The following is an 11,687-nucleotide window of genomic DNA, read 5'->3' on the forward strand; positions in this document are numbered from 1 at the left end:
GATATTTGATAAAAACAGAATAGATGCTTAGTGTGCCGCCCTTGTACGCACTGAGGTCGACGGTCTTCATGGATGGGTTTATCCAACAACTGCTCAACGGCTTGATGACGGGCAGTCTCTACGCGCTGGTGGCCCTGGGGTACACCATGGTCTACGGCATCCTGCGCATCATCAACTTCGCCCACGGCGATGTGCTGATGATCGGTGCGCTCGTGGGCTTGTCGATGATTCGCCTGTTGCAGGCGACTTGGCCGGCGTTGCCACCGCTGCTGGTGTTGCTGACGGCCACCCTGGTCGCCATGGCATTTTGTGCGGCGCTGGCGGTGGTGATCGAGCGCGTCGCTTATCGCCGGTTGCGTCACGCGCCGCGCCTGGCGCCGTTGATCAGCGGCATCGGGGTGTCGCTGCTTTTGCAAACCATCGCGATGCTGGTCTGGACCCGTAACCCGCAAATGTTCCCGCAACTGCTGCCGCTGGAACCCATCGAAGTACTGCCCGGGGTCTCCGCGCACCCGGCTGTCACCAACGCCACGGCCCTCACCACCATCGCCATTGCGCTGTCAGTGATGGTCGCGCTGCTGGTGCTGGTCGAGCGCACGCGCTTTGGCCGGGCCATGCGTGCCGTGGCGGAAAACCCCCAGGTCGCGAGCCTGATGGGCATCAACCCGAATCGGGTCATCGTGCTCACCTTCGCCATCGGCGGCGCCCTGGCGGCATTGGCCGGGGTAATGATGGCCAGCAACTACGGCAGCGCGCATTTCTACATGGGCTTCCTGCCGGGGATCAAAGCCTTCACCGCCGCGGTGCTGGGCGGTATCGGCAACCTCAAGGGCGCCATGCTCGGCGGCCTGTTGCTGGGGCTGATCGAAGCCCTGGGCACCGGCTACCTGGGCGCCGCCACCAACGGGGTGTTCGGCAGCAATTATCAGGATGTGTTTGCCTTTATCGTGCTGATCGCGGTGCTGGTGTTCCGTCCTTCCGGGCTGTTGGGCGAACGTCTGGCGATCCGCGCATGATCAACCCACTCACTGCCAATCAACGCGCCAGCCTGGGCCTGCTGCTGTTTGCCGTGGCCCTGGTGCTGGCACCGTGGATCGTCGGCCACGCCGGTGGCAACACCTGGGTGCGGACCCTGGATTTTGCCCTGCTGTACATCATGCTCGCCCTTGGCCTGAACATCGTGGTCGGTTATGCGGGGCTGCTGGACATGGGTTTCATCGCGTTCTACGCGGTGGGCGCCTACCTGGCCGCGTTGCTGTCGTCGCCCCATCTGCTGCAACAGTTTCCAGCCCTGGCGGCGTTGCTGCCGGCGGGCATGCACACCTCGATCTGGTTGATCCTGCCCCTGGGCGCCTTGCTCGCGGCGGGATGCGGCGTGGTGTTGGGTGCGCCGACCTTGCGCCTGCGCGGCGACTACCTGGCCATCGTCACCCTGGGCTTTGGCGAGATCATCCGTATCCTGCTGCGCAACCTCGACCGCCCGGTGAATATCACCAATGGCCCCAAAGGCATCGCCCAGGTCGATCCGGTGAACCTGCTCGGCGTGAACCTGGGCCGTACCCAGGAACTGTTCGGCCTGCGCCTGCCGTCGGTGTACCTCTATTACTACCTGTTCGCCGCGCTGGTGGTGCTGATTCTGTTTGCCTGCATTCGCCTGGAGCACTCGCGCATCGGCCGTGCCTGGGTGGCGATCCGCGAGGACGAAGAAGCGGCCCAGGCCATGGGCGTGAACACCGTGCGCCTCAAGTTGCTGGCGTTTGCAATAGGCGCCGCGTTCGGCGGGGTGAGCGGCGCGCTGTTCGCCTCGTTCCAGGGCTTTGTCTCGCCGGAATCGTTCACCCTCAACGAGTCCATTGCGGTGCTGGCGATGGTGGTGCTCGGCGGCATGGGCCATATCCCGGGGGTGATCCTTGGCTGCGTACTGCTGGCGGCATTGCCTGAAGCGTTGCGCGCGAGCATGGGCCCGTTGCAGCAGGCGTTGTTCGGCCAAGTGCTGGTGGACCCGGAAATCATCCGCCAGCTGTTCTACGGCCTCGCGTTGATCCTGGCGATGCTCTATCGACCCGCCGGGCTGTGGCCCAAAGGAGTGGCACGATGAACGCACCTCTGCTGCAGATTGACCGGGTCAACAAACACTTCGGGGGCGTGGCGGCGTTGACCGATGTGAGCCTGAGTATCCAGGCCGGCGAAATCTACGGGCTGATCGGCCCCAACGGCGCGGGCAAGACCACCTTCTTCAATGTCATGACCGGCCTCTATACCCCGGATTCCGGGCGCTTCCAGCTCGATGGCCGGGAGTACCGGCCGACCAGCGTGCATCAGGTGGCCGAAGCCGGCATTGCCCGCACGTTTCAGAATATCCGCTTGTTCAATGCCATGAGCGCCCTGGAAAACGTCATGGTCGGGCGCCATGTGCGCACCCGCAATGGCCTGTGGGCCGCCTTGAGCCGGCATCGTCGTGCTCGCGATGAGGAAGCCCAAACCCGTGCCCACGCCCATCGCCTGCTGGCGTATGTCGGGCTGGCGGGGTTCGCCCATTATCGCGCCGACAGCTTGAGCTACGGCCATCAGCGCCGCCTGGAAATCGCCCGCGCATTGGCCACCGAACCGCGCCTGCTGGCCCTGGATGAGCCGGCGGCGGGTATGAATGCCAGTGAAAAAGTGCAGTTGCGCGGCCTGCTGGAAAAGATCCGCGACGACGGCCATACCCTGCTGTTGATCGAGCACGACGTGAAGCTGGTGATGGGCGTATGCGACCGCATCAGCGTGCTCGATTACGGCCAAGTCATCGCCGTAGGGCCACCCGTCGAAGTGCGCCAGCACCCGGCAGTGATCCAGGCCTACCTGGGAGCCAGTGCCCATGTCTGAAGCCTTGTTGAACGTCGAGGGTTTGCAGGTGCGCTACGGCGCCATCGAGGCGGTCAAATCCCTGGATTTGCACATTGCCGAGGGTGAGCGCGTCACGCTGATCGGTGCCAACGGTGCGGGCAAGACCTCCAGCCTCAAGGCGCTGACGGGTCTGCTGCCGGCCAGTCAGGGTGCAATCCGCTTTGCCGGGCGCTCGATCCTCGGCCAGGCGCCGGACCAGTTGCTGCGCCAGGGCATCGCCATGGTCCCGGAAGGGCGCGGGATTTTTGCGCGCATGAGCGTGCTGGAGAACCTTCAGTCCGGTGCGTTTTTGCGCCGTGACAACGAGCAGGTGCAGCGCGAAATGCGCCAGCTGTTCGAACACTTCCCGCGCCTGGAAGAGCGCCTGCAGCAGTCCGCCGGCCTGCTCTCGGGCGGTGAGCAACAGATGCTCGCCCTGGCCCGTGCGCTGCTGTCACGCCCGCGTTTGCTGATCCTCGATGAGCCGTCCATGGGCCTGGCGCCGATCATGGTGGAAAAAATCTTCCAGGTGATCGACGACGTGTGTCGCCAGGGCATGACCCTGCTGTTGGTGGAACAGAACGCACGGCTGGCCCTGCAAGTGACCGACCGCGCCTATGTGATGGACACCGGCCGCATCAGCCTCAGCGGGCCCTCCGCAGATTTGCTTGAACACCCCGAGGTGCGCAGCGCCTACCTCGGTGAATAACGGCTCGATGAAAAAACACCCATGACGCTACCGGACGCCCGGCGTGTTCCGACCCGCCCGAAAAGAAACAGGAACGACTGATGAAGACTTTCAACAAAACCGCACTGATTGGCCTGGCCCTGAGCAGCCTGGCGAGCGCCATGGCCCAGGCCGACCAGACCGTGCTGATCGGCCTGGCCGGTCCCTTGACCGGGCCCTCGGCCCGGATTGGTAAAGACCTGGAAAATGGCGCGCAACTGGCCATCGACCAGGCTAACGCCAAGCACCCGACAATCAATGGTGAGGCGGTGACCTTCAAGCTGGTGTCCGAAGACGACCAGTCCGACCCGCGCACCGCCGTGACCGTTGCCCAACGTCTGGTGGATGAGGGCGTGGTCGGCGTGGTCGGCCACTGGAACACCGGCACCAGCATCCCGGCGGCGCGGGTCTACCACGACGCCGGTATCGCCCAGGTGGCGCCAGTCGCTACCGGGCATGCCTACACCCAGCAGGGCTTCGACACCAGCTTTCGCATCATGGGCCACGACGACGATGGCGGCCAGGTGGCCGGCCGCTATGCGTTGAACACCTTGAAAGCCCAGCGTATTGCCGTGATCGACGACCGCACCGCATTCGGCCAGGGCCTTGCGGACCAGTTCGTCAAATCCATCGAGGCCGGGGGTGCCAAGGTGGTTGCCCGCGAATACGTGGACGACAAGACCATCGACTTCAGTGCCGTGCTGACCAATATCCGTAGCCAGAACCCTGACATGATCTTCTTCGGCGGCGTCGACGCCCAGGCTGCACCGCTGGCCCGGCGTATCAAGCAGTTGGGGATCAAGGCACCGCTGATGGGCGCCGGTGGGTTTGTCAGCCAGACTTTCCTGCAGCTGGCGCAGAACGAAGGCGAGGGCGTGATTGCCTTGGAGCCGGGCCTGGCGATTGCGCAGATGCCGGGTGGCAAGGCGTTCGAACAGGCCTATAAGGAACGCTACAAAACCGCGATCGAACTGCATGCACCGTTTGCCTATGACGGCGTTGGTGTGTTGGTGGCGGCCATCGAGAAGGCCGGATCCACCGACCCACAGAAGTACCTGCCGGTGCTGCGCGCCATCAGCTATCCGGGCGTGACTGGCACGATTGCGTTCGATGCCGAGGGCAACTTGAAGCAACCGTCGTTCACCGTTTACCAGGTCAAGGCCAATCAATGGCAGCCGGTGAGTGTGGCGGGCGGCCAATAAACCCACCCCCTCTGCAGGTGCGAGCTGGCTCGCTCCTGCAAGGGTCAATGGAGAGATGCAATGAGCAAACTGGAAGGTGAACTGGGCATCCTTGCCCGGCGCCGGATCGAGGCGGAAATCATCAAGCCCATCTACGAGATCCTCAAGCGCGAGCAGGGCAAGGACTTTGCCGCCGCCGTGATCGGCGAAGCCGTGGGCAATGCGGCGATCCAGGCCGGCAAGCATTTTGCCGCACTGGAAGAGCAGGGCGCCGACCTCAAGAGCTTTGTGGAGTTGCAAGTGCTGTGGGAGAAGGATGACGCGCTCAATGTCGAGATCATCGCCAGCGATGCCGAGCACTATGACTACGACGTCAAGCGCTGCCGCTACGCCGAGATGTACCACGAGATGGGCCTGGGCGAGATCGGCCACTTGCTGTCGTGCAACCGCGACGAGCTGTTTATCGTCGGCTACAACCCGAACATCGAACTGACCCGCACCCAGACCATCATGGGCGGCGCGCACCACTGCGACTTCCGTTATCGGGCCAAACCCCATGAGTAACCTGGCACGGGTCAACGGCGAACGCCTGTGGGCTTCGTTGATGGAGATGGCGCAGATCGGTGCCACCGAAAAGGGCGGTGTGTCGCGCCTGGCATTGACCGACGAGGACCGGCGTGGCCGCGATCTGTTCGTGCACTGGTGCACTGCGGCCGGTTGCACGGTACGGGTGGACGCCATGGGCAATATATTTGCGCGTCGCGCCGGGCGCCATGACCACCTGGCACCGGTGATGACCGGCTCCCACGGCGATTCCCAACCCTTCGGCGGCAAGTACGACGGCATCTATGGCGTACTCGCCGGAGTGGAAGTGCTGCGCACCCTGAACGACCTGGGGATTGAAACCGACCGGCCCATCGAAGTGGTCAACTGGACCAACGAAGAGGGCTCGCGCTTTGCCCCGGCGATGATTTCCTCCGGCGTCTACGCTGGCGTGTTTGACCTGGAATACGGGTTGTCCCGTGTGGACAAGGCCGGCGTGACCATCGGCCAGGCCTTGCAGCAGATCGGCTATGCCGGCCCCCACCCGGTGGGTGGCCAGGCGGTGCATGCCGCCTTTGAACTGCATATCGAACAAGGCCCGATCCTTGAAGCCCAGGGCATCACCATTGGCGTGGTCACCGGTGCCCAGGGCCAGCGTTGGTACGAAGTCGAATTGAGCGGGCGCAGCGCCCATGCCGGCACCACCCCGATGGACCATCGCCTGGATGCGCTGCTCGGTTTTGCCCGTGTGGTCGAGGCCGTGAATGGGCTGGGCCTGGAGCAGGGCGCGGAAGGACGGGCCACGGTGGGCATGGCGAATATCTTTCCCAACTCGCGCAACGTGGTGCCGGGACGGGTGTTTTTCAGCGTGGAATTCCGGCACCCGGACGAGGCCGTGCTGGCACGCCAGGACCAGCAATTGCGCGACGCCGTGGCGCACATCGCCGAAGGCATCGGCTTGCAGCACAGCGTTAAGCAGATCTTCCAGTACGCACCGATTGCCTTCGACAGCGATTGTGTAGAGGTGGTACGCGCGTCCGCCGAGGCGTTGGGCTACAGCCATCGGCCGATGATCTCCGGCGCCGGGCACGACGCCTGCTACCTGAACCAGGTGGCGCCGACCGCGATGATCTTCGTACCGTGCGTGGACGGGCTGAGCCATAACGAAGCGGAGGAGATCTCCCCCGAGTGGTCGACGGCAGGGGCGGATGTGTTGCTCCAGGCCATCCTGGCCAAGGCTGGGATCTGAAGGTACATACAAGTCTGATGTGGGGGGAGCAAACTCCCTCTAGACGCGCTACGTCGAAGAGGTAGGGGGCCCTCCCACAGTGATTCTTCATCGTCGGTGAGGTCAGCGGAAGAACTCACCGGGCGTGGCATCGAACTGCTGTCGAAACGCGTTGATAAACGCCGACGTGGACTCATAGCCACAGTTCAACGCCACATCCGTCACCCGCTCGCCTTGCTCCAGGGCGGGCAGGGCGCTCAATAACCTTAAACGCTGGCGCCAGGCTCGAAATGTCAGGCCGGTGTCCTTCAAAAACAGGCGGCTCAGCGTCTTTTCGCTGACCCCCAGTTTCTCGCTCCAGTGTCCCAGGGTAGTTTGCTGTTCCGGGCGCAGGCTCAAGCTGCGGTAGATCTGTCGCAACCTTGGGTCATGGGGCAATGGCAGCATCAAGTCGACCTTGGGCGCTGCGGCGAGTTGATCGAGCACTACCTGGACCAGGCGCCCATCCGGGCCATCCTCGGCATATTCCACCGGCAGCTCGCTGAAGCTGCGGATCAACTCGCGCAGCAGGCTGCTCACCTCCAGCACCTGGCAGCGTTCGGCGGCCCAGGCGGTGACGCTGCAATCGAGGTACAGGCTGCGCATCTCGGTGTGGGGCGAGCTGTACACCCGATGCGGCACGCCCGCGGGGATCCACACCGCCCGCTGGGGCGGCGCGACGAAGCGGCCGGCGCTGGTCTGGATCTCCAGCACCCCGGAAATGGCGTAGGACAATTGCACCCACGGGTGGCTGTGCCGGCGGGTCAGGGCGCGGTTGGGCAGCGATTCGGTGCGCCCATACACCGGCCGTGGCAGGCTGGAAAGCCCAGGCACACTGCGGCGTACGGTATTGGCATGTCCTTTAGGCGGCATTTAATGGCTCATTGGCGTTAGTCGGTAACAAGGCGTTACGTTAGAGTCGCCATGACGCTCTTGGCAACCCCCGGAAGATTCGCTTATGACTCGCCCCCGTTTTCTGCCCGACAACTTCACCCTGACCTTGATCGCCACGGTGATCCTCGCCTCCCTGCTGCCCGCCAGCGGCCAGACCGCCGTGGCCTTCGGCTGGGTCACCAACCTGGCCATCGCGCTGTTGTTCTTTTTGCACGGCGCCAAGCTGTCGCGCCAGGCCATCGTCGCCGGCGCGGGCCATTGGCGTCTGCACCTGCTGGTGTTCAGCCTGACTTTTGTACTGTTCCCGCTGCTGGGCCTTGCGCTCAAGCCGGTGTTGTCGCCGCTGATCGGCAAGGACCTGTACATGGGCATGCTCTACCTCTGCGCCTTGCCGGCCACGGTGCAGTCGGCGATTGCCTTTACTTCGCTGGCACGGGGCAATATCCCGGCGGCGATCTGCAGCGCGGCGGCCTCCAGCCTGTTCGGCATCTTCCTCACGCCGTTGCTGGTGACGCTGTTGCTCAATGTGCACGGCGAGGGCAGCTCCACCGTCGATGCGATCCTGAAAATCAGCGTGCAACTGCTGCTGCCGTTTATCGCCGGGCAGATCGCCCGCCGCTGGATCGGCGCATGGGTGGGGCGCAATAAAGCCTGGCTGAAGTTCGTCGACCAGGGTTCGATCCTGCTGGTGGTGTACGGCGCGTTCAGCGAAGCGGTCAACGAAGGCATCTGGCACCAGATCCCGCTGTGGGAGCTGGGCGGCCTGGTGGTGGCCTGCTGCGTGTTGCTGGCCTTGGTGCTGGTGGCGTCCACCCTGTTGGGCAAGGCTTTTGGCTTTAATCAGGAAGATCGCATCACCATCCTGTTCTGCGGCTCGAAGAAGAGCCTGGCCACGGGTGTGCCGATGGCCCAGGTGCTGTTCGCCGGGGCGAGCATGGGCGTGCTGATTTTGCCCTTGATGCTGTTTCACCAGATCCAGTTGATGGTCTGTGCGGCGTTGGCGCAGCGTTATGCCAAGCGGCCGGAGAGCATTCCGGAGTTGATGGCGCAGGTGGATCCTTAACCGTTTGTTGCGCTAAGGCGAATAACCTCAAGTTAGTGCCTTTGCTGACGACTTACTTCCTAATAGCCCAGGAAGGAGTATCAGCATGCGTATCAACGGTTTTTCGGCAGCTACCTGTCTCCTTTGCCTTTGGGCAAGCACCTGCGGCGCGGCCCAGCCGGCGGGTCAAGGCACCATCAGTTTCACGGGCAGCATTGTCGAACCCTTGTGTGCGACAAATGCGCACAGCGGTGCCCGGATGGACGTGACAGGTTGCCCGAGCGCCAGCCGTGGCAATCGGTTCGATGTCCGCAGTATGGCGCCGGTCGCCAGCGTCAACGGGGCCAGTCTGCGGCTGGTGGCGGACAGCGGCAGCGGGCGTTATTACGACCAGACGTACCTGTTGGTGGACAGCCTCGGCAAGCCGATCCAGTCAGGCAACTACGTGGTCACCATGACGGCACCGTGACAAAACTGAGGGTATTTTGAGGGGGATGAACGTCAACAGACGGCCGATAAACCTATAGAATGCCAGGCGGCGGCGCTTGTCCTGGGTGGCCGCTTGATCATCGCCAGAGTACCTCGCCCTTCAATGAGCATTTCAGCCGCAACCCCCCAAGCCAACTGGCAACCGGTCATCGCCCTGGCGCTGGCCGCGTTTGTGTTCAATACCACTGAATTCGTCCCCGTCGGGCTGCTCAGCGCTATTGGCGCCAGCTTCGATATGCCCGTGTCCAGCGTCGGCCTGATGCTCACCATCTATGCCTGGATCGTGTCCCTGACCTCGCTGCCGGTGATGCTGCTGACGCGTAACGTCGAGCGACGCAAGCTGCTGATCGTGCTGTTCTGCCTGTTTATCGCCAGCCATATCCTTTCCAGCGTGGCCACCAGTTTCGGCCTGTTGATGGTCAGTCGCGTCGGCATTGCCTTGTCCCATGCGCTGTTCTGGTCGATCACCGCGTCCCTGGCGGTACGCCTGGCGCCGGAAGGCAAGCAGGTGCAAGCCCTCGGCCTGCTCGCCACCGGTACGTCCCTGGCGATGGTGCTGGGTATTCCCCTGGGGCGTCTGCTCGGCGAAGCCATGGGTTGGCGCACCACGTTCCTGGTGATCGGCGCGTTCGCCGCCGCCCTGGTGTTCTGGCTGGCGCGCACCTTGCCGTTGCTGCCGAGCCAGAACTCCGGCTCCCTGCGCAGCCTGCCACTGCTGTTCAAGCGTCCGGCGCTGGTGGCGTTGTATGTGCTCACGGCGATGACCGTGACCGCGCAATTCACCGCCTACAGCTACATCGAACCTTTCGTCGAAGGCGTGGCCGGCATGAGCGGCAGCGCGGTGACCCTGATCCTGCTGGTGTTCGGCGGCGCGGGCATCATCGGCTCGCTGCTGTTCAGCCTGGTGCACCGCTTCAACCCCCACCTGTTCGTGGTCGGCGCGGTGTTTATCCTGGCCGCGTGCCTGGCGCTGATGCTGCCGTTGAGCGGCGCCGAGTCGTACCTGGTGATCCTCAGCGTGTTCTGGGGCATGGCGATCATGGGCTTCGGCCTCGCCATGCAGTCCAAGGTACTGGTGCTGGCCCCGGACGCCACCGACGTGGCCATGGCGATGTTCTCCGGTATCTACAACATCGGCATCGGCGGTGGCGCCCTGATGGGCAGTTGGGTCGGCAGCCACTTCGGCTTCGCCTGGGTCGGCGTGGCGGGCGGGTTGCTGGCGGCGCTGGCATTGATCGGGTATTGCCTGGCGATTCGCAAGTTTGGGACGGGTGTCGCGCAAAGCTGAGGCAGGAGCGAGCCTGATCGCTCCTGGCATTTATGCTCGCCAGCAAACAGTGGGCTGGCGGGCACCGGGTGTGGGGCGTCAGGCCACCGGAATCAGCGGGTCAGCCGCCGCCAGGGCGGTGGCCCGTTCGGCGGCTGGCGGGTAGATCCACACCGTGTTGATCTGCTGCTTGAGCTCCTTGGCTTCCTGGCCCACCAGCTTGAGTTGACGATCCCAGCCCTCGGTGTACACCGCGCCCCAGGCCCCGAGGTCGAGGCAGGTGACGTATTTGGGCTGGCTGTAGGTCATCGGGGCCACGCCGATCAGGTCGGCGGCGACGTTGTTGCCGGCGTAGCGGCCCAGGGCGATGGCGTGCTGGCAGGACATGCCGGCGAAGTGACCGAGGTCGTCGGTGGCGGCGTAGGCCACATCACCGGCGGCAAAGACATCGGCCTGGCCCTTCACCTTGAGGTTGCCGTCCACATGCAGGCGGCCCTGGGGGTCAAGGGTGCCGCTGACCTGTTCGGTCAGCGGGTTGGCGCGAAAGCCGATGGTCCAGATCACGGTGCTGGACTCGATGCGCTGCCCATCGGCCAGGGTCACGCCGCCGGCATCCACCGCGGCCACGGAGGTGTTCAATCGCCATTCGAGGCCCAGGTGTTGGCTGGCTTCGACGATGGACGGGCGAATGCCATCGCCCATGGATGCCCCGATCTGCGGGCCACGGTCCACCACGATCACACGGATAGTGGCGTCGTCACCCAGTGCTGCGCGCAGGCGTGCTGGCATTTCGGTGGCGGTCTCGATCCCGGTAAACCCTCCTCCGGCCACCACCACGGTGTTGCGTGCCGGGCTGTCGGGCAGGTTTTTCAAACCCTTGATATGGGCTTCGAGGCGCGTGGCGTCTTCGATCTGGTCCACATCGAACACGTGCTGGAGGCCTTCCATCTGCGGGCGACTGAGACGACTGCCGGCGGCCAGCACCAGGCGATCGTACTTGAGGGTAGTGGGGATGCCCGCCGTGTTGCGGTAGGTCACCTGCTTGCCGTGTTCATCGATGCGGTCGGCGGCGCCCTCGATGAAGTCCACGCCGACTGCCGCAAACAATGGGCCCAGCGGTGCCTGCATGGCATGCACTTCGGCCTCGTAGAAACGTGGGCGAATACGTAGCGCCGGCTGTGGGGCCAGGACGCTGATCTGCACGTCATGGCGATCATGTTTATCCAGCAGGCGCGCGGCGCTCAAGGCGCTCCAGACACCGCCGAACCCGGCGCCGATGATGAGGATGTGCTGCTTCATGGGGATGCTCCAGGGACCAGGTCGATACGATTGCTCAAGGCGCAATGCGTTACCGGCCTACTCTAAGAGCGCCGCGGTTTGGCGGGTAGGACAGAAAACCCTGAATAACT

Annotated in this window: 12 protein-coding genes; 10 read left to right on the top strand and 2 right to left on the bottom strand. The window is 63.9% G+C overall.

Annotated features, from left to right (window positions below):
* Positions 1–68 precede the first annotated feature (68 nt).
* The 7 genes from C8K58_RS00915 to C8K58_RS00945 all read left to right on the top strand — a co-directional run bounded on the left by C8K58_RS00915 (position 69) and on the right by C8K58_RS00945 (position 6,568).
* The gene (locus tag C8K58_RS00915; protein ID WP_027607281.1) at positions 69–1,016 is read left to right on the top strand and encodes a branched-chain amino acid ABC transporter permease; all 948 of its coding nucleotides are present in this window, start codon (positions 69–71) and stop codon (positions 1,014–1,016) included.
* Entirely contained in the window at positions 1,013–2,098 is a 1,086-nt protein-coding gene (locus C8K58_RS00920) for a branched-chain amino acid ABC transporter permease (RefSeq protein ID WP_027607280.1), read from the top strand. The genes C8K58_RS00915 and C8K58_RS00920 overlap by 4 nt, the downstream gene beginning before the upstream one ends.
* Positions 2,095–2,868, top strand: coding sequence for an ABC transporter ATP-binding protein (locus tag C8K58_RS00925; protein ID WP_027607279.1), 774 nt, complete (start codon positions 2,095–2,097; stop codon positions 2,866–2,868). Before C8K58_RS00920 ends, C8K58_RS00925 begins: the two co-directional genes overlap by 4 nt.
* Positions 2,861–3,577, top strand: coding sequence for an ABC transporter ATP-binding protein (locus C8K58_RS00930; RefSeq protein WP_027607278.1), 717 nt, complete (start codon positions 2,861–2,863; stop codon positions 3,575–3,577). The genes C8K58_RS00925 and C8K58_RS00930 overlap by 8 nt, the downstream gene beginning before the upstream one ends.
* 80 nt (positions 3,578–3,657) lie before the next feature.
* The gene (locus tag C8K58_RS00935; RefSeq protein ID WP_108572727.1) at positions 3,658–4,797 is read left to right on the top strand and encodes a branched-chain amino acid ABC transporter substrate-binding protein; all 1,140 of its coding nucleotides are present in this window, start codon (positions 3,658–3,660) and stop codon (positions 4,795–4,797) included.
* A gap of 60 nt (positions 4,798–4,857) precedes the next feature.
* On the top strand, positions 4,858–5,340 hold the full coding sequence (locus tag C8K58_RS00940; protein ID WP_098479196.1) for an L-2-amino-thiazoline-4-carboxylic acid hydrolase: 483 nt from the start codon (positions 4,858–4,860) through the stop codon (positions 5,338–5,340).
* Positions 5,333–6,568: a Zn-dependent hydrolase gene (locus tag C8K58_RS00945; protein WP_027607275.1), complete on the top strand. Its 1,236-nt coding sequence runs from the start codon at positions 5,333–5,335 to the stop codon at positions 6,566–6,568. Before C8K58_RS00940 ends, C8K58_RS00945 begins: the two co-directional genes overlap by 8 nt.
* 102 nt (positions 6,569–6,670) lie before the next feature.
* Here C8K58_RS00945 and C8K58_RS00950 read toward each other — a convergent pair whose 3' ends face one another.
* The gene (locus C8K58_RS00950) at positions 6,671–7,459 is read right to left on the bottom strand and encodes a helix-turn-helix domain-containing protein (protein ID WP_098479197.1); all 789 of its coding nucleotides are present in this window, start codon (positions 7,457–7,459) and stop codon (positions 6,671–6,673) included.
* 85 nt (positions 7,460–7,544) lie between these two features.
* Here C8K58_RS00950 and C8K58_RS00955 point away from each other — a divergent pair, with 85 nt between their 5' ends.
* The 3 genes from C8K58_RS00955 (at position 7,545) to C8K58_RS00965 (ending at position 10,299) form a co-directional block, all read left to right on the top strand.
* On the top strand, positions 7,545–8,543 hold the full coding sequence (locus tag C8K58_RS00955; protein WP_027607273.1) for a bile acid:sodium symporter family protein: 999 nt from the start codon (positions 7,545–7,547) through the stop codon (positions 8,541–8,543).
* A gap of 85 nt (positions 8,544–8,628) precedes the next feature.
* Positions 8,629–8,991: a hypothetical protein gene (locus C8K58_RS00960; protein WP_092357403.1), complete on the top strand. Its 363-nt coding sequence runs from the start codon at positions 8,629–8,631 to the stop codon at positions 8,989–8,991.
* 123 nt (positions 8,992–9,114) lie between these two features.
* The gene (locus C8K58_RS00965; RefSeq protein WP_108572729.1) at positions 9,115–10,299 is read left to right on the top strand and encodes a sugar transporter; all 1,185 of its coding nucleotides are present in this window, start codon (positions 9,115–9,117) and stop codon (positions 10,297–10,299) included.
* Positions 10,300–10,377: 78 nt separating this feature from the next.
* On the opposite strand, the gene C8K58_RS00970 is transcribed toward C8K58_RS00965, so the two are convergent.
* A complete protein-coding gene (locus C8K58_RS00970; protein ID WP_108572731.1) occupies positions 10,378–11,577 on the bottom strand; it encodes an NAD(P)/FAD-dependent oxidoreductase in 1,200 nt (399 codons plus the stop codon).
* Between the last annotated feature and the right edge of the window lie 110 nt (positions 11,578–11,687).

Source organism: Pseudomonas sp. GV047 (assembly GCF_003058245.1).
Lineage (GTDB): Bacteria > Pseudomonadota > Gammaproteobacteria > Pseudomonadales > Pseudomonadaceae > Aquipseudomonas > Aquipseudomonas marginalis.

Excerpts from the sequence above, each read along its gene's own strand:
- C8K58_RS00930 (WP_027607278.1), top strand. The coding sequence starts at position 2,861 with ATGTCTGAAGCCTTGTTGAACGTCGAGGGTTTGCAGGTGCGCTACGGC.
- C8K58_RS00915 (WP_027607281.1), top strand. The coding sequence starts at position 69 with ATGGATGGGTTTATCCAACAACTGCTCAACGGCTTGATGACGGGCAGT.
- C8K58_RS00925 (WP_027607279.1), top strand. The coding sequence starts at position 2,095 with ATGAACGCACCTCTGCTGCAGATTGACCGGGTCAACAAACACTTCGGG.
- C8K58_RS00960 (WP_092357403.1), top strand. The coding sequence starts at position 8,629 with ATGCGTATCAACGGTTTTTCGGCAGCTACCTGTCTCCTTTGCCTTTGG.
- C8K58_RS00950 (WP_098479197.1), bottom strand. The coding sequence starts at position 7,459 with ATGCCGCCTAAAGGACATGCCAATACCGTACGCCGCAGTGTGCCTGGG.
- C8K58_RS00955 (WP_027607273.1), top strand. The coding sequence starts at position 7,545 with ATGACTCGCCCCCGTTTTCTGCCCGACAACTTCACCCTGACCTTGATC.
- C8K58_RS00945 (WP_027607275.1), top strand. The coding sequence starts at position 5,333 with ATGAGTAACCTGGCACGGGTCAACGGCGAACGCCTGTGGGCTTCGTTG.
- C8K58_RS00965 (WP_108572729.1), top strand. The coding sequence starts at position 9,115 with ATGAGCATTTCAGCCGCAACCCCCCAAGCCAACTGGCAACCGGTCATC.
- C8K58_RS00940 (WP_098479196.1), top strand. The coding sequence starts at position 4,858 with ATGAGCAAACTGGAAGGTGAACTGGGCATCCTTGCCCGGCGCCGGATC.
- C8K58_RS00935 (WP_108572727.1), top strand. The coding sequence starts at position 3,658 with ATGAAGACTTTCAACAAAACCGCACTGATTGGCCTGGCCCTGAGCAGC.
- C8K58_RS00920 (WP_027607280.1), top strand. The coding sequence starts at position 1,013 with ATGATCAACCCACTCACTGCCAATCAACGCGCCAGCCTGGGCCTGCTG.
- C8K58_RS00970 (WP_108572731.1), bottom strand. The coding sequence starts at position 11,577 with ATGAAGCAGCACATCCTCATCATCGGCGCCGGGTTCGGCGGTGTCTGG.